The 22,233-nt window shown below is 72.6% G+C and carries 15 protein-coding genes; 8 read left to right on the top strand and 7 right to left on the bottom strand.

Annotated elements, in window-relative coordinates; all coding sequences use genetic code 11:
• Positions 1-8 precede the first annotated feature (8 nt).
• Positions 9-797: a class I SAM-dependent methyltransferase gene (locus tag IE330_RS18895; RefSeq protein WP_190137225.1), complete on the top strand. Its 789-nt coding sequence runs from the start codon at positions 9-11 to the stop codon at positions 795-797.
• A gap of 122 nt (positions 798-919) precedes the next feature.
• Entirely contained in the window at positions 920-1,294 is a 375-nt protein-coding gene (locus IE330_RS18890) for a winged helix-turn-helix transcriptional regulator (RefSeq protein WP_190137224.1), read from the top strand.
• 1,238 nt (positions 1,295-2,532) lie between these two features.
• On the opposite strand, the gene mgrA is transcribed toward IE330_RS18890, so the two are convergent.
• Positions 2,533-3,570: an L-glyceraldehyde 3-phosphate reductase gene (gene mgrA / locus IE330_RS18885; protein ID WP_190137223.1), complete on the bottom strand. Its 1,038-nt coding sequence runs from the start codon at positions 3,568-3,570 to the stop codon at positions 2,533-2,535.
• A gap of 517 nt (positions 3,571-4,087) precedes the next feature.
• On the opposite strand from mgrA, the gene IE330_RS18880 reads away from it, so the two are divergent.
• The 4 genes from IE330_RS18880 to IE330_RS18865 all read left to right on the top strand — a co-directional run bounded on the left by IE330_RS18880 (position 4,088) and on the right by IE330_RS18865 (position 9,757).
• Positions 4,088-4,849, top strand: a complete 762-nt coding sequence (locus tag IE330_RS18880; RefSeq protein WP_190137222.1) for an isoprenyl transferase — start codon at positions 4,088-4,090, stop codon at positions 4,847-4,849.
• 297 nt (positions 4,850-5,146) lie between these two features.
• Positions 5,147-6,469, top strand: coding sequence for an RNA 5'-3' helicase PhoH2 (gene phoH2, locus IE330_RS18875; RefSeq protein WP_190137221.1), 1,323 nt, complete (start codon positions 5,147-5,149; stop codon positions 6,467-6,469).
• A 566-nt stretch (positions 6,470-7,035) separates the two neighbouring features.
• On the top strand, positions 7,036-7,776 hold the full coding sequence (locus IE330_RS18870) for a lysozyme family protein (RefSeq protein WP_506005382.1): 741 nt from the start codon (positions 7,036-7,038) through the stop codon (positions 7,774-7,776).
• A gap of 502 nt (positions 7,777-8,278) precedes the next feature.
• On the top strand, positions 8,279-9,757 hold the full coding sequence (locus IE330_RS18865) for an AI-2E family transporter (RefSeq protein WP_229925764.1): 1,479 nt from the start codon (positions 8,279-8,281) through the stop codon (positions 9,755-9,757).
• A gap of 1,402 nt (positions 9,758-11,159) precedes the next feature.
• On the opposite strand, the gene IE330_RS18860 is transcribed toward IE330_RS18865, so the two are convergent.
• Both IE330_RS18860 and IE330_RS18855 read right to left on the bottom strand, forming a co-directional pair.
• On the bottom strand, positions 11,160-11,690 hold the full coding sequence (locus IE330_RS18860) for an alkyl hydroperoxide reductase (protein WP_190137219.1): 531 nt from the start codon (positions 11,688-11,690) through the stop codon (positions 11,160-11,162).
• Positions 11,691-11,692: 2 nt separating this feature from the next.
• Positions 11,693-12,247: a peroxiredoxin gene (locus IE330_RS18855; protein ID WP_190137218.1), complete on the bottom strand. Its 555-nt coding sequence runs from the start codon at positions 12,245-12,247 to the stop codon at positions 11,693-11,695.
• A 129-nt stretch (positions 12,248-12,376) separates the two neighbouring features.
• Here IE330_RS18855 and IE330_RS18850 point away from each other — a divergent pair, with 129 nt between their 5' ends.
• Positions 12,377-13,315 carry a LysR substrate-binding domain-containing protein gene (locus tag IE330_RS18850; protein WP_190137217.1) on the top strand — a complete coding sequence of 313 codons (939 nt, stop codon included), beginning with the start codon at positions 12,377-12,379 and terminating at the stop codon, positions 13,313-13,315.
• 514 nt (positions 13,316-13,829) lie between these two features.
• Here IE330_RS18850 and IE330_RS18845 read toward each other — a convergent pair.
• From IE330_RS18845 to IE330_RS18835, 3 genes are read right to left on the bottom strand one after another with little or no spacing between them, the layout of a single operon-like run.
• Positions 13,830-16,286 (bottom strand): FtsX-like permease family protein, encoded by a 2,457-nt coding sequence (locus tag IE330_RS18845; protein ID WP_190137216.1) that lies wholly within the window; start codon positions 16,284-16,286, stop codon positions 13,830-13,832.
• Positions 16,283-16,969: an ABC transporter ATP-binding protein gene (locus IE330_RS18840; protein WP_190137215.1), complete on the bottom strand. Its 687-nt coding sequence runs from the start codon at positions 16,967-16,969 to the stop codon at positions 16,283-16,285. Before IE330_RS18840 ends, IE330_RS18845 begins: the two co-directional genes overlap by 4 nt.
• Positions 16,966-17,493, bottom strand: a complete 528-nt coding sequence (locus IE330_RS18835) for a PadR family transcriptional regulator (protein ID WP_190137214.1) — start codon at positions 17,491-17,493, stop codon at positions 16,966-16,968. The genes IE330_RS18840 and IE330_RS18835 overlap by 4 nt, the downstream gene beginning before the upstream one ends.
• A 371-nt stretch (positions 17,494-17,864) precedes the next feature.
• On the opposite strand from IE330_RS18835, the gene IE330_RS18830 reads away from it, so the two are divergent.
• Positions 17,865-20,387: a transglycosylase domain-containing protein gene (locus IE330_RS18830; protein WP_190137213.1), complete on the top strand. Its 2,523-nt coding sequence runs from the start codon at positions 17,865-17,867 to the stop codon at positions 20,385-20,387.
• A 126-nt stretch (positions 20,388-20,513) separates the two neighbouring features.
• Here the strand turns inward: IE330_RS18830 and IE330_RS18825 are convergent.
• A partial coding sequence (locus IE330_RS18825; RefSeq protein ID WP_373314683.1) for an ATP-binding SpoIIE family protein phosphatase occupies positions 20,514-22,233 on the bottom strand: 1,720 nt, incomplete at its 5' end.

The following is a 22,233-nucleotide window of genomic DNA, read 5'->3' as shown; positions in this document are numbered from 1 at the left end:
ATCGGCCCATGAGTACCTCCCCCCACGGCGCGTCCACCGGTCGCCGCACCTTCGACGACCTCCTCACCGAAGCCGAAGCCGCCCCCACCGAAGGCTGGGACTTCTCCTGGTTCGAGGGGCGGGCCACCGAGGCGCGGCCCTCGTGGGGGTACGCGCGGGCCATGGGGGAGCGGCTCGGGCGGGCCTCGGCGTCGCTCGACGTGCAGACCGGGGGCGGGGAGGTGCTCGGGGCGGCGCCCTCGCTGCCGCCGGTCGCCGTCGCCACGGAGGGGTGGCCGCCGAACCTCGCCAAGGCGACGGCCCTGCTGCACCCGCGCGGTGCCGTCGTCGTGGCCTCGGCCGAGGACGCGCCGCTGCCGTTCGCCGACGGCGCGTTCGACCTCGTGACGAGCAGGCACCCCGTGACCCCGGACTTCGACGAGATCGCCCGGGTGCTGCGGCCCGGCGGGACGTACTTCGCCCAGCACGTGGGGCCGCGCAGCGTGTTCGAGCTCGTCGAGTACTTCCTGGGCGAGCAGCCCCGGGACGTCCGCGACGCCCGTGCCCCCGAGGGCGAGCGGGCCGCGGCCGAGGCCGCCGGGCTCGAGGTGGTGGCGCTGCGCGCCGAGCGGCTGCGGATGGAGTTCTTCGACATCGGGGCCGTCGTCCACTTCCTCCGCAAGGTGGTGTGGATCGTGCCCGGGTTCACCGTCGACGCCTACCGGGAGCCGCTGCGCGCCCTGCACGAACGCATCCTGCGCGACGGGCCGTTCGTGGCCCACAGCACCCGGCACCTCTTCGACGCCCGCAAGCGGTGAACTCCCGCGCCCGCGCCCGGTGCTCCCCTGCCGGTACGGCTGTACTGTCGATCCGGTGAGTGAGGCGGATCCGCGGCGCGGTCGGGCGGCGCGGGCGCCGTACGCAGACGAGGAGTTGGCACATGGCGAAGGGCAAGGCGCCGTACGCGTGCGGTCTGGACGCGGCCGTGGACGTCGTCGGCGGCAAGTGGAAGCCCATGATCCTGTGGGCGCTGCACGCGGGCGGCACGCTGCGCTTCGGGGAGCTGCGGCGGCACGTGCCGGGTGTCAGCGAGAAGATGCTGATCCAGCAGCTCCGCGAGATGGAGGCGGACGGCATCGTGCACCGCGAGGTCTACCGCGAGGTGCCGCCCAAGGTCGAGTACTCCCTCACCGATCTCGGCCAGTCGCTGAACAAGGCCCTGGAACCGCTCGGCCTCTGGGGCGACGAGCACATGGCCCGCATCGTGGCCAACCAGGAGGCCAAGGCCGCCGCGGCGGCCGCGCGCATCGCCTGAGGCGGCGGGGCGGCGCCGCCGCGCGTCGTGCGTGGGCGGTGATGCGGGTGATGTGGGGTGTGTGCGGTGATGCGTGGGCGGTGGGGTGTCGGGGCGGTACGGCTCGCGGGGTGAAGGCCCAGGCCTGTGCGGGCAATTCGGGCAATCGGGGGCGACTCGGTCCGTCATCTCCGCGTCGAGTCAACATTGTTATCGACCGGTGCGGGCACTGGCTCGATTCCGCCCGGGGAGGCACGGTAAGTTCAGACCAACGCTAATTCGCGGGCGCAAAGCTGCGCGGGCGGCGCCGCGCAGTGGAGGGGGCTGCGCGGCCTCGTGCGCGCCCCGCCCGGGCGCCGGCGCCGCACCGTACTCCCATGTGCGGTCCCGGTCGCGTGCACTCAGGTCCACCACCGGGCGCACGCCGCGGCGCACCTCCGGATTCCGCCGCCGCCCCGGCCTCCGCCGCTCCCGCACCCGGAAGAGACCGACCGGGCCCGGTCGCGCCGTCCGCACCGGCCGCACCATCTGCGCCGTCCGCGCCACCTGCGCCCGCGAGCACCGCACCGCCGACGCCGACGCCGTCCCGCGTCCCGACCCGGTACGCCACGCCCACGGCGCACCGCGTCCCCAGCCTGTGGACGGCGCACGCGCCCCGGGGCGGGGCCGCCGCCTCCCGGGGGCCACCCCCGGCCCCTGAGAGAGGGCACCACCGCCATGGGGGTGGCACAGGGGCCCGGCCGCGCTCCCGTACGGCGCTCGCGGGCGCCCGGCCGCGCCCAGTACGTCAAGTGCGCGCCACGCCCCGCGTCACCCCTTCGGAGCTACCGCTTCCGAGGACCGGAAACCGCCGTCCGGGCCGGAAACCGGCGCACCACCGGGGCCGGGCGGTCGCCGGACGGTCTCGGAGAGTAGTTGTGGCACGCCGATGCACCGCGAACCACTTACGAAGGGTTATGGTGGAAACCCCCCCTCGGGCCGGTCCGTCTCCCCCCCCCACGGACCGGCCCGTTTTCTTTTGCCCCGCGCGTGCCCCGCGCGCCCGCCGGAGAGCCGTCCGCGCGCCCGCCGAGGAGCCCGCCGCGCGCCCGCCCGAAAGCCCTCGCGCCCCGGGGGCGAGCCGTCCGGGCGACCGCCACGGGGCGTCGTACGTCCGGAAGCGCCAGGAGCGAGCCCCTCCCGTACGGCGCCCCGCCACGGGGCCCGCCCGGCCCACCGGCCCCGTCGCCCGCCCGGGGCCGGTGGCGGGGCCGGGGGCGTCAGCTCCTGCCGGCCCAGATGTTCGTGCCCGGCGTCGACACCGCGAACGTGTCGATCTCCGCCAGTTCCGCCTCCGTGAGCTTCGGCCCGGACAGGGCCGCCACGTTCTCCTCGAGCTGTCGGACGCTGGAGGCGCCGATGAGGGCGGACGTCATGCGCTCGTCGCGCAGCACCCAGTTCAGCGCCAGTTGCGCGAGCGACTGCCCGCGCCGGGACGCGATGTCGTTCAAGCCATTGAGACGGCGTACGACCTCGTCGTTCAGGAGGTCGGGGTCCAGCGACTTGCCCTGGGTCGCGCGCGAGCCCTCCGGGATGCCCTTCAGGTACTTGTTCGTGAGCAGCCCCTGGGCGAGCGGGACGAAGGAGATGCAGCCCATGCCCTCCGCCTCCAGCGTGTCGAGGAGGCCGTCCTCCTCGGTCCAGCGGTTGATCATCGAGTACGACGGCTGGTGGATGAGGGGGCGCACGCCCATCTCGCGCAGCAGCCGGGCCGCCTCGGCGGTCTGCTCGCTGTTGTACGAGGAGACGCCGACGTACAGCGCCTTGCCCTGCTGGACCGCGGACGCGAGCGCGCCCATGGTCTCCTCCAGCGGCGTGTCCGGGTCGAAGCGGTGGGAGTAGAAGATGTCGACGTAGTCCAGGCCCATGCGCCGCAAGGACGCGTCCAGCGAGGACAGCAGGTACTTGCGCGAGCCCCACTCGCCGTACGGGCCGGGGTGCATGAGGTAGCCCGCCTTGGTCGAGACGACCAGCTCGTCGCGGTAGGGGGCGAAGTCCTGGGCGAAGAGCTTGCCGAAGTTCAGCTCCGCGCTGCCGGGCGGCGGGCCGTAGTTGTTCGCCAGGTCGAAGTGGGTGACGCCCAGGTCGAAGGCGCGGCGCAGGATCGCCCGCTGGGAGTCGAGGGTGCGGTCGTCGCCGAAGTTGTGCCACAGGCCGAGCGAGACGGCCGGCAGCCGCAGGCCGCTGCTGCCGGAGCGGCGGTACTCCATCGTGTCGTAGCGGGCGGGCGCGGCGCGGTACGCGGAGATGTCGTTCATGGGACGACGCTACGGCACGGTGTGCGGCTGCGGGGCTCGCTGTTGCCCTTCCCTCCCGCCCACCCGCCCCTCACCGGCCTTCGGCCTCGTCCTCAAACGCCGGACGGGCTGAGGCATCGCGCTGCGCGCTCGTCCTCAAGCGCCGGACGGGCTGAGAGCATCGCGCTGCGCGCTCGTCCTCAAGCGCCGGACGGGCTGAAAGCGTCGTGCCGCGGGCTCGTCCTCGGGCGCCGGGCGGGCTGGAACCCGCGTGCCGTCCGCACGCGCCGAACGCGCCGCACGCGCCCACGCTCACGGAACTCCCTCCGCCAAGGCCCCCACCTGCTCGTCCTCCGTGTCGGTGCCAAGTGCCGGGCGGGCCCCGTGTCCTGCTTTGTTCCGGCCGGGGCGGCACCCGGGCCGGAAGCCCGTCCGCACAGCGGTACCCTTTCCGCCTCAGGGGCTGCCGTCCGCCCCCGCACCCCCGGCCGGCCGGCCCATCGGGGCAGCGGCCAACTTTCGTGAGAGGTGGAATCTCGTGAGCTTGCGCGACCTGGTGTACCGGCTGTACGCACACCGGGTGGAAGGCCGCCTCGACCACGCGCAGGTGCCCAAGCACATCGGCGTCATCCTCGACGGCAACCGTCGCTGGGCGAAGGCCTCCGGGGGCACCACCGCGCAGGGCCACCAGGCCGGCGCCTACAAGATCGAGGAGTTCCTCGGCTGGTGCGCCGAGACCGACGTCGAGGTCGTCACGCTGTGGATGCTCTCCACGGACAACCTCGACCGGCCCGACGAGGAACTCGTCCCGCTCGTCGGCATCATCGAGGGAACGGTCCGCAGCCTCGCCGCCGACGGCCGCTGGCGCGTGCACCACGTGGGCACCCTCGACCTGCTCCCGGCCAGCACCCAGCGCGTCCTGAAGGAGGCCGAGCAGGCCACCGACACCAACCAGGGCATACTGGTCAACGTGGCCGTGGGCTACGGCGGCCGGCAGGAGATCGCCGACGCCGTCCGCTCGCTGCTCCTCGACCACGCCGAGCGCGGCACGTCCATCGAGGAGATCGCCGACAGCGTCGACGTCGAGCAGATCTCCAAGCACCTCTACACCAGCGGCCAGCCCGACCCCGACCTGGTGATCCGCACGAGCGGCGAACAGCGCCTCTCGGGGTTCATGCTGTGGCAGTCCGCCCACTCCGAGTACTACTTCTGCGAAGTCTTCTGGCCCGCCTTCCGGAAGGTGGACTTCCTGCGCGCGCTGCGTGACTACGCCGCGCGCCACCGCCGTTACGGCGGATGACGTACGGCCGGAACGAGGTTCAGGTAACCGGGAGTTAACGAACGCGCCGTCATATGCCCTGGCATGGCTGTGCTTCTTCGAGGGAATGAACCCTCCAGGTCGGCGCCCGAGTCACGGGCGCCGTATCTCAGCGGACGGCACGGGGCCGTCCGCCCGGGAGGCCCTTTGCGCCAGGACGACCGCGCGGTGAGCGCGGACGACACGGAGGGCCGGTCTCCGGCCCGCGCGGGGGCCGCAGACCGGCCCAGTTCCCTCCGTCGCTCCCCGACGACCTCATCCGAGGGGGTACGTCCTTCCGTGGTGACCAGCACGAAGCGCCAGCAAGGCCGGCGCACCTATGTACTCGACACCAGCGTCCTGCTCGCCGACCCGAACGCGCTCGCGCGCTTCGACGAGCACGAAGTGGTGCTGCCGATCGTCGTCGTGACGGAGCTGGAGGCCAAGCGCCACCACCCCGAACTCGGCTACTTCGCCCGGCAGGCCCTGCGCCTGCTCGACGACTGCCGGATCCGGCACGGGCGCCTGGACGCGCCCATCCCGATCGGCGGCCTCGGCGGAACGCTGCGCGTCGAGCTCAACCACTCCGACCCCGGCGTGCTCCCCGCGGGGTACCGCCTGGGCGACAACGACTCGCGGATCCTCGCCGTGGCCCGCAACCTCCAGGCCGAGGGCTACGACGTCACCGTCGTCTCGAAGGACCTGCCGCTGCGGATCAAGGCGTCCTCCGTGGGCCTCCTCGCCGAGGAGTACCGCGCGGAGCTCGCCATCACGGACTCCTCCGGCTGGACGGGCATGGCCGAACTGACCCTGTCGGCCGAGCAGGTGGACCTCCTCTACGAGACGGAGACGCTGTACGTCCCCGACGTGGCGGGGCTGCCCGTGCACACCGGGCTGACCATCCAGTCCGAGCGCGGCAAGGCCCTCGGCCGGGTCACGGCCGAGGGCAGCGTCCGGCTGGTCCGCGGCGACCGCGAGGCCTTCGGGCTCAAGGGCCGCAGCGCCGAGCAGCGGGTCGCCCTCGACCTGCTCCTCGACCCGGACGTCGGCATCGTCTCCATGGGCGGCCGGGCCGGCACCGGCAAGTCGGCGCTCGCCCTGTGCGCGGGCCTGGAGGCCGTCCTGGAGCGGCGCCAGCACCAGAAGGTGATGGTCTTCCGGCCGCTGTACGCGGTGGGCGGTCAGGAGCTCGGCTATCTGCCCGGCACCGAGGCCGAGAAGATGGGGCCCTGGGCGCAGGCCGTCTTCGACACGCTCGGCTCGGTCGCGAGCAAGGAGGTCATCGAGGAGGTGTCGGCGCGCGGCATGCTGGAGGTGCTGCCGCTCACGCACATCCGCGGCCGCTCCCTGCACGACGCGTTCGTCATCGTGGACGAGGCCCAGTCCCTGGAGCGCAACGTCCTGCTGACCGTGCTGTCCCGGGTCGGCGCGAACTCCCGCGTGGTCCTGACCCACGACGTCGCCCAGCGCGACAACCTCAGAGTCGGCCGGTACGACGGCGTGGTCGCCGTCATCGAGAAGCTGAAGGGGCACCCGCTCTTCGCCCACGTCACGCTCACCCGCTCGGAGCGGTCGCAGATCGCGGCCCTGGTGACGGAGATGCTGGAGGACAGCCAGATCTGACCCGGTCCGCACGGGTACACGGGTACACGGGTACACGGGTACACGGACACACGGACACACGGGTACACGGACACACGGGTACACGGACACACGGACCGGCTGAGCCGCCCGGAATCCCCCGATCCCGCCCGGGGCGGGGGATTTTCCGTGGATGGGGCGGGTTTTGCCGAAACACCCCCGGGGCGGGGGCGGTTGCCCGCGGCCGGTGAAGCGAGCGAGCCTAGTGGGGCTGCTGCCCCGCGCGTCTGGGTTTCCGTAAAACTCCTGGGACAAACGGGATGTGAGCTTTCCCACGCAACGCGGAATTGCCTCGCGGCGTCTCGCTACGGCAGAGTCTGGGTCCTGTCAGGCCCCGCATACGGCACTCCTGTACCCCCAGCGGTACGGAACAACAGAACTTCATAGTGGTCGCCGTATGCCGCCCGAAGCACCACGCGGCGCTCCCGTCACGGGAGTTGTCCACCGGGCCCGCGCCTCCCGTGACCGAGTAGCAAGCGGAGGCCAGCGTCAGGGGCACGATTGCGTCCGCGAGGTCACCTATGCGGGCGATGCTGGAAGGAAACCGTGTGAGCCGGATTTCGGTCCGGGGACTCGCAGTGGCCTCGGCCACCGCGGTCACCACTGTCGGCGCCGTCGTGGGCGTCGCTTCGGGCAACACCGAGTCCTCGAACTCGAACGACCTCGAGGCGACGGCGAGCGACGCGACCCTCCTCGCGGACATCCCGGCGGGCGAACAGGCCCAGGTGCAGACCACCTCCGTGGCGCAGCAGGCCGACGCCCAGGCGACGGCCGCCGACTCCGCCGCGAAGACGTCCGCCGCCGAGGCCGCCCGCGTCCAGGCCGCCAAGAACGCCGTCGCCAAGCAGAAGGCGGCGAAGCAGGCGGAGGCGGACAGGAAGGCCGCCGCCAAGGAGGCCGCGGAGAAGAAGGAGAAGGAGAAGAAGGAGCGCCTCGAGAACAAGGCGAGCCGTTCTTCCAGCCGCGACGCCTCCGACTTCGCCCCGCAGAGCTCCTACACGGTCGCCCAGGTCCAGGCGATGGCACGGCAGATGGTCCCCGCGGGCCAGTTCCAGTGCTTCAGCAACATCGTGAACCACGAGTCCACCTGGAACTACCGCGCCACCAACGCCTCCTCCGGCGCATACGGCCTTGTCCAGGCGCTGCCCGGCTCCAAGATGGCCTCGGCCGGCGCCGACTGGCGCACCAACCCGGCCACGCAGATCAAGTGGGGCCTCAACTACATGAACGAGCGTTACGGCAGCCCGTGCGGAGCATGGGACTTCTGGCAGGCCAACCACTGGTACTGAGCGCGCGCTCAACCGCCTGCGGCTCCCTACCGTCCTACGGTGGGGGGCTTCGCCCGTGTACGGTCGGTGCGGACGCCCCGGTCGGCCGGGGCCACGGCGGGGCAACACGGGGGAAGAGGACGGGATCATGTCGCGAGTTCCAGGGTGGCGCCGCCGTGTCGGCACCGGCCTGACCAGGCTGGGGGAGCGCCTGGGCGCGGGCCGCGCCCAGGACGACGGCCCGGACACCCCCGAACCGGAACCGGCGGCGCCCGCCGCCCCGACGAGGCCTGACGGCCCCGACAGCACGGGCACCCTCGGTGGCACCGGCAGCGTCGGCAGCACCGGGAGAAACGTACCGTCGGACGCGCCTCCGCCGACCGCGACCACCGCGCCGGGCTCCGCCCCCGGCGCTCCCGAGGACGCCTCCGCCGACGCCTCCGCCGCCCCTGACACCTCAGCCGTCTCCTCCGGCTCCTCTGCCTCCGCCTCCGCAGGCGCCGACGCGGACGGGCGCGCGGGCGTGAACCCCGGCGTGAACGCGGGCGCACCCACGGACGGACCCGCCGGTGCGTCCGCCGACGGAGCTGCTGACGCATCCGCCGACGGAGCTGCCGACGCGACCGTCGACAGTGGCGTGCCCGGTACGGGGACGACGTCCGGTACGGGGACGACGTCCGCGGCGGTCGGTGCCGCGGCGGACTCCGGTCCCGCCCGGGGGCGGCCGGCCGGGCCCAAGCTGTCACTGCGGAAGCGGTACGCCGACCTGGTGCGGCACGCCGCGGACGCGCGCGCGGGCGACGACTCCGGTACGGACGCGGACGGCGACGGGGAGGCGGGTGCCGCCGCGGGCCAGGTGCCCGCGCCGCCCACCTACGCCCCCGCCATAGCGGCACGCCCCGACCCGGTGGCCGCCGTGCCGTGGGGCATGCGGGTCGCGGCCGAGGCCGGGTGGCGGCTGCTCGTGCTCGCGGGCACCGTCTGGGTCCTGATGAGGGTCATCAGCGCGGTGCAGCTCGTCGTGTTCGCGTTCGTGGCCGCGCTGCTCATCACCGCGCTGCTCCAGCCGACCGTGGCCCGGCTCTCCCGGCTCGGCCTGCCGCGCGGGCTCGCCACGATGGTCACCGCCGTACTCGGCTTCGTGATCATGGGCTTGGTGGGCTGGTTCGTGGTCTGGCAGGTCATGGAGAACGTCGACACGCTCTCCAGCCAGGTCCAGGACGGCATCGAGGACCTGCGCAAGTGGCTGCTCAACAGCCCCTTCCACGTCACCGAGGACCAGATCAACGACATCGCGAAGAGCCTGCGCGAGGCGGTGGGCGCGAACTCCGAGGAGATCACCTCCGCGAGCCTCGAAGGCGTCACCGTCATCATGGAGACGCTGACGGGCATCCTGCTGGCGATGTTCTCCACGCTCTTCCTGCTGTACGACGGGCCGCGCATCTGGAAGTGGTGCCTCAAGCTGGTGCCCGCCGCGGCGCGGCCGGGCGTCGCGGGAGCGGGGCCGCGGGCGTGGAAGACGCTCACCGCGTACGTGCGGGGCACGGTGATAGTGGCCCTCATCGACGCGGTCTTCATCGGGCTCGGGATCTACTTCCTCGGCGTGCCCATGGCCGTGCCGCTGGCCGTCTTCATCTTCCTGTTCGCGTTCATCCCGCTGGTGGGCGCGGTGGTGTCCGGGGCGCTCGCGGTCGTGGTCGCGCTGGTGACGCAGGGCGTGTTCACGGCGGTGATGGCGCTCGTGGTGGTGCTGGCGGTGCAGCAGATCGAGGGGCACATCCTGCAGCCCTTCATCCTGGGCCGGGCGGTGCAGGTGCATCCGCTGGCGGTGGTGCTCTCCGTGGCCGCGGGCGGCATGGTCGCGGGCATCGGCGGGGCCGTGGTGGCCGTGCCGCTGGTCGCGGTGACCAACACGGTGGTGGGCTACCTGCGGGCCTACGCCCGGGAGATGGCTCTGCGCCAAGCCGAAGCAGTGGCGGACCCCCCACCCCAAGACGCCTGACCCCCCAACTCCCACCTCCCGCCCACCCGCCCCCCATCCCCGCTCCGCGACTAGCCCTCGACCACCAGGCAGCCCCCACCCACCCGCCCGCTCGCGAAGGGCCCCGGGCGGCCACCGAAGCCGCCTCCCGCCCGCGACGGGCCGCGGGCGGCCACCGAAGCCGCCTCCCACCCCTCCATGGCCCCTGCGCAGCTCGCCCTCAACCACCGGACGGGCTCAAACTCCCGCCTGCCCGCGACCGGCCTAGGCCAGCCGCCGAGCCCGCTTCCCAGCCCACCCGCCCCTCCATGGCTGCTGCGCAGCTCGTCCTCAACCGCCGGACGGGCTGAATGCTTACGTCTGCCCGCGACCGACCTTGGGCAGCCGCCGAATCCCGCTTCCCCGCCCACCCGCCCCTTCATCGCCGCTGCGCGGCTTGTCCTCAATCGCCGGACGGGCTGAATGCTCCGGCCTGCCGGCGTCCGCTCCTGGGTGGCTGCCGATGTATGGACCCCGGCTCACCCGCCGCTGCGCGGCTTGTCCTCATTCGCCGGACGGGCTCGGTGTGCCCCCCGGTCGGCGACTGGTTCTGGGCGGCTGCCGCAGCGGGGGTTTCCGTCCTCCACCCCTTCGTCGCCGCTGCGCGGCTCGTCCACAACCGGCGGGCAGGCTCAACGCTCCGGCCTGCCCGCGACCGGCCCCCCGGACCGCTGCCGAAGCCCCGCTTCCCCGCCCACCCGCGCCTTGGTCACCGCGGCGCGGCTCGCCCGCAACCGTCGGGCGGGCTGAATGCTTCCGTCTGCCCGCGTCCAATATTTGGGTGGCTGCCGGAGCATGGGCCCCCGCCCACCCGCCCCTTCATTGCCGCTGCGCGGCTCGTCCTCAATCGCCGGACGGGCTGGAAGGTCTCGTCCGCCCGCTGCACAGGGATGGTCAAGCGGAGCAGCCAACGACTCACCTGCAAGCCGCCAGGTCGGGGTGGGACGTGGTCGCCGAGGCAGTATGGGTGGGCGGGTGGGAGGGATTCGCCGCGGAGCGGCGAGCAGGGTGGGCACTCGCCTGTAAGCCGCCAGGTCGGGGTCGGGCGTGGTCGCTGGGGTGGTACGGGTGGGCGGGTGGGAGGGATTCGCCGCGGAGCGGCGAGCAGGGTGGGCACTCGCCTGTAAGCCGCCAGGTCGGGGCTAGGCGTAGTCGCCGGGGTGGTACGGGTGGGCGGGTGGGAAGCGTTCGTCGCGGAGCGGCGGGTGGGGTGGCCGCTCACCTATGGGCCGCCAGGCTGCGGGTGGGTGAGTGGGAGGGCGTGGGGGTGCCAGGCCGTGGCCTGGGGGCGTACGCGGGGCTGCGGGCTCGGGTGCGTACAAGAAAGCCCCAGGGCCCCGCTCGCGGGGAGCGGGGCCCTGGGGGAGGGGGAGGCACGTGGCCGTCAGGCCAGGTGGGACTCCGTCTCCAGGGTGACGCCGACGGCCTGGATCACCGAAGCGATCTTGAAGGCCTCCTGGATGGTGTCCCGGTCGACACCGGCCTTGCGGAGCACCTGCTCGTGCGAGTCGAGGCACATCCCGCAGCCGTTGATCGCGGAGACCGCGAGCGACCACAGCTCGAAGTCGACCTTCTCGACGCCCGGGTTGCCGATGACGTTCATCCGCAGGCCCGCGCGCATCGTCCCGTACTCCGGGTCGGAGAGCAGGTGACGCGTGCGGTAGAAGACGTTGTTCATCGCCATGATGGCGGCCGCGGACTTGGCCGCGGTGTACGCCTCCGGCGACAGGTTCGCCTTCGCCTCGGGCTCCAGCTCACGCAGCACCTGCGCGGAGCGCGAGGCGATCGCGCAGGCGAGCACCGTGCCCCAGAGCTGCTGCTTGGGCAGCTCGGAGTTGCCGATGACCGAGCCGAGGTTCAGCTTCAGGTCCTTGGCGTAGTCCGGGACGGCGGCCTTCAGTTCATCGAGGGCCATGCTCACTCACCGGCCAGCAGCGCGACCGGGTCCAGGGTCTCCTCGCCCTTGCTCCAGTTGCACGGGCACAGCTCGTCCGTCTGGAGGGCGTCGAGGACCCGGAGGACCTCCTTCGGGTTACGGCCGACGGAGCCGGCGGTCACCATCGTGAACTGGATCTCGTTGTTCTGGTCCACGATGAAGACGGCGCGCTGCGCGAAGCCGTCCTCGCCCTCGATGCCGAGCGCGCGCATGAGCTCGTGCTTGGAGTCGGCCAGCATCGGGAAGGGCAGGTCGGTCAGGTCCGGGTGGTCCTTGCGCCAGGCGTGGTGCACGAACTCGGAGTCGCCGGAGAAGCCGAGGATCTGGGCGTCGCGGTCAGCGAACTCGTCGTTCAGCTTGCCGAACGCGGCGATCTCGGTCGGGCACACGAAGGTGAAGTCCTTGGGCCACGCGAAGACGATCTTCCACTTGCCCTCGTAGGTCTTGTGGTTGATCTGCTCGAACTCCTTGCCCTTCTCCAGCGAGACGCAGGCGGTCAGGTCGAACTCGGGGAACTTGTCACCGACAGTGAGCACGCGCTCTCCTTGCAGCGATCGGAACCCGGTAAGGGGTTCCACGGGGTTGGACTGCTGACGATCGTGGCACAGAGTGCATTGATTAGGGAAATAGCTACACTCGGTCGTGTTGATTGGAGGTAGTTATCAGTGCCTGCCGTAAATAGGGGCAAGCAGCCCAGCCTCGCACAGCTCCGTGCCTTCGCCGCCGTCGCCGAACATCTGCACTTCCGGGACGCGGCGGCAGCAATCGGGATGAGTCAGCCCGCGCTGTCCGGTGCCGTCTCCGCGCTGGAGGAGGCACTCGGTGTCCAGCTCCTGGAGCGCACCACGCGCAAGGTGCTGCTCTCCCCGGCGGGGGAGCGGCTCGCCGTGCGCGCCAAGGCGGTCCTCGACGAGGTCGAGGCGCTCCTGGAGGAGGCCGACGCGGTGAAGGCGCCGTTCACCGGGGCGCTGCGGCTCGGCGTGATCCCGACCGTGGCGCCGTACCTGCTGCCGGCGGTGCTGACCCTGGTCCACGAGAAGTACCCGGACCTGGACCTCCAGGTGCACGAGGAGCAGACGTCCTCGCTGCTTGAAGGGCTGGCCGCCGGGCGGCTCGACCTGCTGCTGCTCGCCGTGCCGCTCGGGGTGCCGGGCATCACGGAGCTGCCGCTCTTCGACGAGGACTTCGTGCTTGTCACGCCGCTCGACCACTGGCTGGGCGGGCGCGAGGGCATTCCGCGCGAGGCGCTGCGCGAGCTGAACCTGCTGCTGCTCGACGAGGGGCACTGCCTGCGGGACCAGGCCCTCGACATCTGCCGGGAGGCGGGCCGGGACGACGCGCCGGTCACCACGACCGCCGCGGGGCTCTCCACGCTCGTGCAGCTCGTGGCCGGAGGGCTGGGGGTGACGCTGCTGCCGCGGACGGCTGTGCGGGTGGAGACGAGCCGCAGCAGTCAGTTGCTCACCGGGTACTTCGCCGATCCCGCGCCGAGTCGGCGGGTCGCCTTCGCGATGCGGTCGGGGGCGGCGCGGGCCGCGGAGTACGAGGAGTTGGCGCGGGCCCTGCGGGAGGCCTTGCGGTCGCTGCCCGTGCGGGTGCTTTAGCCGCGCCGCGGCGGGTGCGAGGGCTGTGGCCCGGCTGGGCTTCCGGCTGGGGCCCGGCTGCGCCGGGGCTCTGCGGCTTGCCGCCGCGGGGGTGTCTGCCGTTGCCGTCCGCCGCGCCTCGTTGGCCGGTCGCGCAGTTCCCCGCGCCCCTTCAGGGGCCTGTGCCGTCGGCCGGCTGCCGCGCCGTCGTGGCTGGTCGCGCAGTTCCCCGCGCCCCTTCGGGGGCTTGTGCCGTCGGCCGGCTGCCGCGCCGTCGTGGCTGGTCGCGCAGTTCCCCGCGCCCCTTCGGGGGCTTGTGTCGTCGGCCGGCTGCCGCGCCGTCGTGGCTGGTCGCGCAGTTCCCCGCGCCCCTTCGGGGGCTTGTGTCGTCGGCCGACTGCCGCGCCGTCGTGGCTGGTCGCGCAGTTCCCCGCGCCCCTTCGGGGGCTTGTGCCGTCGGGCGTGTGCCGCGCCGTCGTGGCTGGTCGCGCAGTTCCCCGCGCCCCTTTGGGGCCCGGGGAACCACGCCGCACTGCTACTCCGTGCGCAAGCCGTCCGGGCGCATCATGCGCCACAGGGGTGGCAGGCTCAGCAGGGTGACCAGCGCCACCAGGGCCGCGCCCGCGGCGGTGAGGGGGAGGAAGACCAGCCAGTCCGTGACCGACTTGTTCACCATGCGGCACATCACGGCGCCCAGGGCCAGGCCGCCCGCGACCGCGAGGGCCAGGCCGAGGGCCACCGGGATCGCCGTCTGCCACAGGACCGACCAGGCCATCGACGTACGCCGGGTGCCGAAGGCGGTCAGGGCCGCCAGCAGGCGCTTGCGCTCGCGCAGTTGCTCCAGCATCGACACCAGCATGGACGCGGCGATCAGGGTCATCGTCGCCATGGCCCCGGCCTGGAGGCCCCGCTGGATGGAGGCGTACTGCTTGTCGCGCTCGATCATGCGGATGGTGTTCACGCGGACCAGCGGGTCCATGCGCGCCGCGGTGTTGCGCACGTACTCCTCCGCGTCCGTCACGCCGGGGTCGATCTGGACCATGGCGCGGGTCTGCGCGTCGGCCATGCGGTCCACGTCGACGGCGCCCGGCGTCGCGAGGATGCCGTTGTACCGGTCGCCGACCGGGTCGGGCCGGGCCTGTACGACGCGGGTCGACTTCGGCAGCGTCCACGGCGCGTGCGCGCCGTGCCCCTTGGTCGTGGAGTCGCCCCAACTGTCGTAGTTGAGGTCGATCCGCTTGCCGGGGCGCGCGGTCCGGTCGACCCAGGCGTTCTGCTCCTGGTCGTCCGCGTGCACGATGAACGTGTCACCGTCCTCGCACCGGCCGACGTGCGCCAGCTCGCGCAGCGTGGCGCAGGTCCCGACCGACAGCTCGGTGGTCGGCCGGATGTCGTCGCCCTTGCCGAGCTTCCCGGGCTTCACGACGTACGCCGAGACCGTGCCGATGACGCCCTCGACGCCCTTGGTGGCGCGGAAGTCGTCGATCATGCGCTGGGCGAGCGGACCGCTGCCCTTCGGCGAGTACACGCTGAGCTGGGCGCGGTGCGGGTCCTGGTCCGTGGTGGTGTTGAAGTCGTCGTGCATGGACGCGAACAGCATCTGCAGGGCGACGGCGCCCGCCACCGCGACCGTGATGCCGCTGACCGCGCGGGCCGCCGTACCGCTGTTCATCTGCAGCCGGCGGGTGGCGAGCTGCCAGGGCACCGGGCCGCCGCGCAGCCGCCGCACGGCCGCCTCCACCAGCCAGGGGAGCAGCGTCGCGAGGCCCACCAGGGCGAGGGTCGCGCCGACCGCGATGGTGTAGACGTGCACGTCGTCGGAGGTGGCCGAGGAGCCGATGCGGTCCTGGCCGAGCAGGATGAGCAGGCCGGTGACCGGCAGCAGCAGCCGCCACCACAGGCGGCGCCCGCGCGGGGACGCACTGCGCACCACGCCCAGCGGCTCGATGGCGACCGCGCGCAGCGACACCAGGGTGACGAGCACCGACGAGACCGGCACGGCGAGCAGGATCAGCGCGGCGAGCCCCGGCAGCGGCACCATGTCCGAGGGGAACGCGTTGACCTGCCAGATGTCGACGACGCCCAGCAACTGGCGCGCGGCGAGGAAGAACCCGGCACCCGCGACGAGCCCGAGCAGCGCCCCGCACAGCGCCTCGCCCGCCGCGATGCGGCGCACCGCCCGCCGGTCCGCGCCCACCAGGCGCAGCGCGGCGAGCCGCTGGTCGCGCCGCTCACCGCCGAAGCGGACCGCCGTACCGATGAAGATCAGTACGGGGGTCAGCAGGACGACGCAGATCAGGACGACGAGGACGACCAGGAGCGGGTCGAGGGGGTCCTCGGTGACCTTGTAGCCGAAGGCGCCGGTGCGGTAGGCGCCGTCGCTCTTGGTGAGGGTGTCGGAGCCGAGGTAGTAGAAGAGCTCGTTGGGGCGCATCAGGCCCGCGTCACCGATGGTGCCCGTGAGGCGGTACTGGCTGAAGCGCTCCTTGAGGAGCTTGCCGTCGGAGCTGTCCATCAGCTCCCGCAGCGCGGGGGAGACGACCAGCTCGCCGGGGCCCGGCAGCGCGTCGAGGCCGGGCGGCAGGACCGGGTGGCCGCCGTCGGCGCGGACCACGCGGCCGCTGATCTCCGAGTCGCGGAAGTCGGTGCCCGCGTTGACGATCAGGACCGTCGAGTCGGAGCGCTCGACCTTCTCGCCGCTCATCTCGCCGAGCGGCGTCCGGGCGGTGGAGCGGGCGTCGCGGTGGTGCATCAGCTCCGGCACCGACGCGGCGCCGAGCAGCAGCGCCACGCCGAGGCCCACGCCGACCGCGGTGAGGATCGTGCGGATCCAGCCCTCACGGCCGCCGCCGACCGCGAAGCGCAGCCCCATGGCCAGGTCGCGCGCCCAGGCGCGGGCACCGGTCGGGCCCGCGGGGCGGTCCGGGGAGGCGGGGGCCGCCTGCCGCGCCGGGTCCGCCGACGGGCCCGAGCGCGTCGGGGTCATGCTCATACGGCGCGCTCCATGTCCCGTGACCTGCCGTCGCGGACGACGATCTCGCGGTCGGAGTACGCCGCCACGCGGGTCTCGTGCGTGACGAGGACGACGGCGGCGTTGGCGCTGCGGGCGGCGTCGGTGAGCAGCTCCATGACGCGCTCGCCGTTGAGCGAGTCGAGCGCGCCGGTCGGCTCGTCGGCGAAGACCACGCGCGGGCTCGTGGCCAGCGCGCGGGCCACGGCGACGCGCTGCCCCTGGCCGCCGGAGACCTCGCCGGGGCGCTTGCCGCGCACGTCGTCGACCTCCAGGCGCTCCAGCCAGGTCAGGGCGGTGCGCTCGGCGTCCTTGCGCCGGGCGCCGTTCAGCCGCAGCGGCAGCGCCACGTTCTCGACGCAGGTGAGCTCCGGCACGAGCTGGCCGAACTGGAAGACGAAGCCGAACTCGCTGCGCCGCAGCGCGCTGAGCGCAGTGTCCGTCATACCCGTCAATTCCTGGCCGTTGTACGAGATTTCGCCCGCGTCAGGGCGCACGATCCCGGCCAGGCAGTGCAGGAGCGTGGACTTGCCGGAGCCGGAGGGGCCCATCACGGCGACCACCTCGCCCGGGTGGATGGAGAACTCGGCGCCGTCGAGCGCGGTCGTGGGCCCGTAGGCCTTGCGCAGCCCGTGGGCGGAGAGCAGGGAGCCGGCGGGGGTCATGCGGGCAGTACCTCCTTGGCGAGCCGGCCGAGCCGGGCGGAGGTCAGCTCCAGCCAGCGCAGGTCCGCCTCCAGGTGGAACAGGGCGTGGTCGCAGATCAACTGGTCGGCGAGGTCGCCCTTGCGCTTGCGGTCGGTCAGGATGCGCATCATGCGCAGGTGCTCCGAGCGCTGGGTGTCGAGGATGTCGGCGGCGTCGCGGTGCGTGAGCAGCGCGAGGACGACCTTGGTGTAGAGGGTGGACTGGAGGTACGGCTCGGGCTTCTCCGGCGTGGCGAGCCACCGCTGGACATCGGTGATGCCCGCCTCGGTGATGGCGTACCGCTTGCGCTCCGGACCCTCGCCCGCCTCGATCCCGTCGACCTCCACGAGGCCGTTCTTCAGCAGGCGGGACATGGTCGAGTAGACCTGCCCGTAGTGCAGTGGCTTGTCGTGCCCGAACTTCTCGTCGAAGGCGCGCTTGAGGTCGTAACCGTGGCGCGGTCCGGACTCGAGCAGCCCGAGGAGGGTGTGACCGATGGACATGCGGAGCACTATACACACCACGTATACGTGCGGTGTATACGCCGAGTGTGTAGGCGCGGAAGGGAGTACTCCGGCGGAAACGGGAGGCAACCGTCCGCGCTTCGGGGGAGTCGATTCCGGTGGAGTGGTAAGGGTTCCCTCGCGGTGGGTGCTCATTGTCACGTCCGGAAAAGACCGGATCGGGCGTCTTCTGTCATTCGGTGCGGTGTTAGCTTCATGAGCTGACCTGTCCTGTATGGGACGCGGGGGACGCGTGGGCTGCACGGGGGCGAGGAGCCGGCGAACCGGCGCCGGGCCGTCGGCGGGCGGGCGACGCGGAGCGACCAGAAGCGACGAGAAGCGACGACGAGAAGAGCGGAGCGACCACAGTCATGGGCCGAGCGGAAGAGCGAAAAGCGCGGCAGCGCGGTGCGCGCCGGGCAGCGCGCGGCCGCCCGTCCGGCGGCACTCCGGCCGCCGGCACTCCCGCCGACGCCGGTACTCCGGACACCGGTACGCACCCGGGTGCCGGTACGGGCCCCGCGGCGGACGGCCCGGCGGGCACCGGCCCCGGCGGGCCCGGTGCCGGGGCCGGGTCCGGCTCCGGTGGCTCCGGCTCCGGCGGCCGCCCGGGCAAGCGCCCCCGCGGCGGCAAGCCCAAGCCCACCGGCATCCGCCGCTTCTTCACCTGGAAGAAGCTCCTCGGCTACTTCTTCGGCGTCATCCTGCTCGGCATCCTCGGCTTCGTCGTCCTCTACCTGGTGGTGGACATCCCCAAGGGCAACGCCCTGGCGAAGAAGCAGAGCAACATCTTCAAGTACAGCGACGGCACGGTCTTCTACCGCGACGGCGACGTCAACCGCGAGATCGTCGACCTGGACGAGATCCCCAAGGACGTCCAGCGCACCTTCGTCGCCGCCGAGAACAAGTCCTTCTACAAGGACACCGGCATCGACTTCAAGGGCACCGCGCGCGGCGTGCTCAACACCCTGTCCGGCAAGGGCAAGCAGGGCGGTTCGACGATCACGCAGCAGTACGTCAAGAACTACTACCTGTCGCAGGAACAGACCGTCTCGCGCAAGCTCAAGGAACTCGTCATCTCGCTGAAGGTGGACCGCGAGAAGAGCAAGGACGACATCCTCGCGGGCTACATCAACACCAGCTACTACGGCCGCGGCGCCTACGGCATCCAGGCCGCCGCCCAGGCGTACTACGGCGTCGACGCAGCGAAGCTGAACGTCGCGCAGGGCGCCTACCTCGCCGCGCTCCTCCAGGCGCCGAGCTCCTACGACTGGGCCACCGCCTCCGACACCGGCAAGAAGCTGGTCAAGGAGCGCTGGAACTACGTCCTGGACAACATGGTCGAGGAGGACTGGCTGGACTCCGGCGAGCGCGACGGCCTGAAGTTCCCCTACCCGGACCCGCCGAAGGCCGCGCCCGGTATGAAGGGGCAGACGGGCTACCTGGTGCAGTTCGCCAACGAGATCGTGCAGCGGCAGATCATGCGGCAGGGCTACACCAAGTCCGAGGCGGAGGCGCAGCTCAAGCTGGGCGGCTACACCATCACGCTGAACATCGACCGCAAGAAGCAGCGCCAGCTAGAGAAGGCCGTCGACCGCAAGCTCAACGACCGCCTCGACCCGAAGAAGAGCAAGGCCGACGCGCGCGTCCAGGCGGGCGCCGTGTCCGTGGACCCCAAGACCGGCGCGGTCGTCGCGATGTACGGCGGCAGCGACTACCTCAAGCACTACCGGAACAACGCGACCCGGACCGACTACCAGCCCGCGTCCACCTTCAAGCCGCTGATACTCGCCGCCGCCCTGGAGGAGGGCGCCACCACGCAGGACGGCACGCCGATCACGGCGAACACGATCTACAGCGGCCGCAGCGAGCGCCCCGTCAAGGGCAGCGACATCGCCTTCGCGCCGCCGAACGAGGACGACGTCTCCTACGGCCCGGTCACCGTGCAGACCGCGATGAACAAGTCCATCAACTCCGTGTTCGCGCAGATGGGCGTGGACGTGAAGATGGACAAGGTCCTGGAGACCGCGGGCAAGCTCGGCATGGACGTCAAGGGCCTGCCCGCCGTGCCCGCGCAGACGCTCGGCTCGATGGGCGCGAGCCCCCTGGAGATGGCCGGGGTGTACGCCACCCTCGACAACCACGGCAAGAAGGTCACCCCGCGGCTCGTGAAGTCCGTCGAGCACAAGGACCGCGCCGTCGAGCTGCCCGGGGCGATCGGCGATCAGGTCATCAAGCGGGGCGCCGCGGACTCCGTGACCTCCGTGCTCACCGGCGTGGTCGACGACGGCACCGCCCGGAAGTCCGTGCGCGACGCGCCGACCCGCGACGGGCAGCAGGTGGCGGGCAAGACCGGTACGTCCGACGACAACAAGTCGGCCTGGTTCGTCGGCTACACGCCGAAGCTGGTCACTTCGGTCGGCCTGTTCGGCGAGCAGCCCAAGGACGACGGCGATGTCAAGCGCGGCACCCAGGTCTCCATGCGGGGCGCGGGCGGCAAGCCGCGCGTCGACGGCGGCAGCTTCCCGGCGGAGATCTGGGCGGCGTACACCTTCGACGCGACCGGCTCGCGCACCAAGTTCGACCTCGACACCGACATGGGCGCGGCCGTCGCGCCGCCGCCGGAGCCGACCACCCAGGCCCCGCCGACGCCGACCCTGCGGCCGACCCAGCCGGAGGAGGACGAGGACAAGCCGAGCAGCAAGCCGCCGACGACGCCGCCGTCCTCGACGAAGCCGCCGACGACCAAGCCGCCGACGACTCCGCCGCCCACCACCCCGACGACGACGCCGCCGACGACCCCGTCGACGAATCCGCCGTCCACCGGGGGCACGGGCACGCCCGACGACCCCGAGGACCGGCGGGCGGACCGGTCGAGCAGGTCCGACGAATAGGGCTGCCGCGGGACACGGCCCGGATACGCCAACGCCCCGGAACCAATGGTTCCGGGGCGTTGGCGTATCCGGGCAGGAGCAGGCCGGGGCACGGCGGGGCCTGTTCGGCTCCAGCCCGGCCCCGGCTCAGCTCTGGTTCAGCTCGAACCAGACCACCTTGCCCGTGCTCAGCCGGGTGGCGCCCCAGCGCCGCGCCAGCCTGTTGACCAGGTAGAGGCCGCGGCCGCCCTCGTCCGTGGCCCGCGCCTGCCGCAGCCGCGGCAACTGCGGCACGTCGTCGCCGACCTCGCAGCGCAGTACGTCGGTGCGCAGCAGCCGCAGCGTGATCGGGCGCGTGGCGTACCGCACGGCGTTCGTGACGACCTCGCTGACCAGCAGCTCCACGGCGTCGTTCAGGTCCGTCAGGCCCCACCGCTCCAGGGCGGAGCGGGCCAGGCGGCGGGCGCGCGACGGCGTGGCGTCCTCCGGTTCCAGGAACCAGTACGCCACGTCGCTGGGCGCGATGCCGTCGAAGCGGGCGGCGAGCAGGGCGATGTCGTCGTCGCGGTCGCCGGGCCCGAGCATGTCGAGCACCTCGTCGCAGAGCGCCTCCAGCGGCGGCGGGTGGTCCGGCCCGGTGAGCTGGGCGGTGGCGGCGAGCCGCTCGCGGAGCTGCTCTATGCCGGTCCACACGTCCCGCAGCCGGGACTCCACGAGCCCGTCCGTGTACAGCAGCAGCGTCGCGCCCGCCGGGGCGTCCAGCTCGACGGCCTCGAAGTCCACGCCGCCCACGCCGATGGGCGCGCCCGGGGGCACGCGCAGCACCTCCGCGCGCCCGCCCAGGTGCAGCAGGACGGGCGGCGGGTGGCCCGCGTTGGCGATGGTGATGCGGTGCGAGACCGGGTCGTAGACCGCGTACAGGCAGGTCGCCATGCGGTCCGAGCCGAGCCGCTGGGCCTGCTCGTCGAGGTGGTGCAGCACCTCCTGCGGCGGCAGGTCCAGCCCGGCGAGGGTCTGCGCGGTGGTGCGGAGCTGGCCCATGATCGCCGCGGACGTCATCGAGTGGCCCATGACGTCGCCGACGACGAGGGCGACGCGGCTGCCGGGCAGCGGGATCGCGTCGTACCAGTCGCCGCCGACGCGGGCGGTCTCGGCGGCCGGGAGGTAGCGCGAGGCGAGCCGCACGCCGGTGGCGCGCGGCAGGGTCTCGGGGAGCATCGTGCGCTGCAACTCGTCGGCGATGTACGCCTCGCGGCCGTACAGGACGGCCTTGTCGATGCCGAGGGCGCTGTGCGTGGCGAGCTGGGCCGCCACAAGGAGGTCGTCGGCCTCGAAGGGGTGCCGGTCCGGGCGGCGCAGGAACACCGCCGCGCCGATCACCCGGCGCCGCCCCCGCAGCGGCGCCAGGATCGCCCGCTGCCCGCCCGGGACCGAGCGGCCCGCGCCGAGCAGCTCCGGCAGCGCGCCGAGCGCCACGGCGGAGTCCGCGAACACCGGCCGGACGCCGCGCAGCACGTGGTCGAGGGCGCTGTTGACGCGGACCTCGCACAGCTCGGAGGCCGTCGCCAGGTCGGACTGCACCTGGAGCGCGGGCAGCGTGCCGCCGTCGGCGTCGTGGTCCTCGGGGATGCGGTCGGTGCGGCGCAGGCGCAGCAGCAGCGGCCCGACCGGGCGCTCGTCGCCCACCGGCAGCGGGTCGCGCAGATAGACCAGGATCGCGTCCGAGAACGTCGGGACCGTGGCCCGGCACAGGCCCATCACGATCTCGTCGAGGTCGATGCCGCGGGCGATGCGCCGCGTCGCGGCGCCCACGAACCGCAGCCGGTCGCCGTCGCGCCGCATCGCGGCCGGGCCCGGCGGCCGCGGC

This window comes from Streptomyces longispororuber, assembly GCF_014656095.1.
Classification (GTDB): domain Bacteria; phylum Actinomycetota; class Actinomycetes; order Streptomycetales; family Streptomycetaceae; genus Streptomyces; species Streptomyces longispororuber.
The sequence above is the reverse complement of the archived record's forward strand: the minus strand, read 5'-3'. Positions and strand labels throughout refer to the sequence as shown.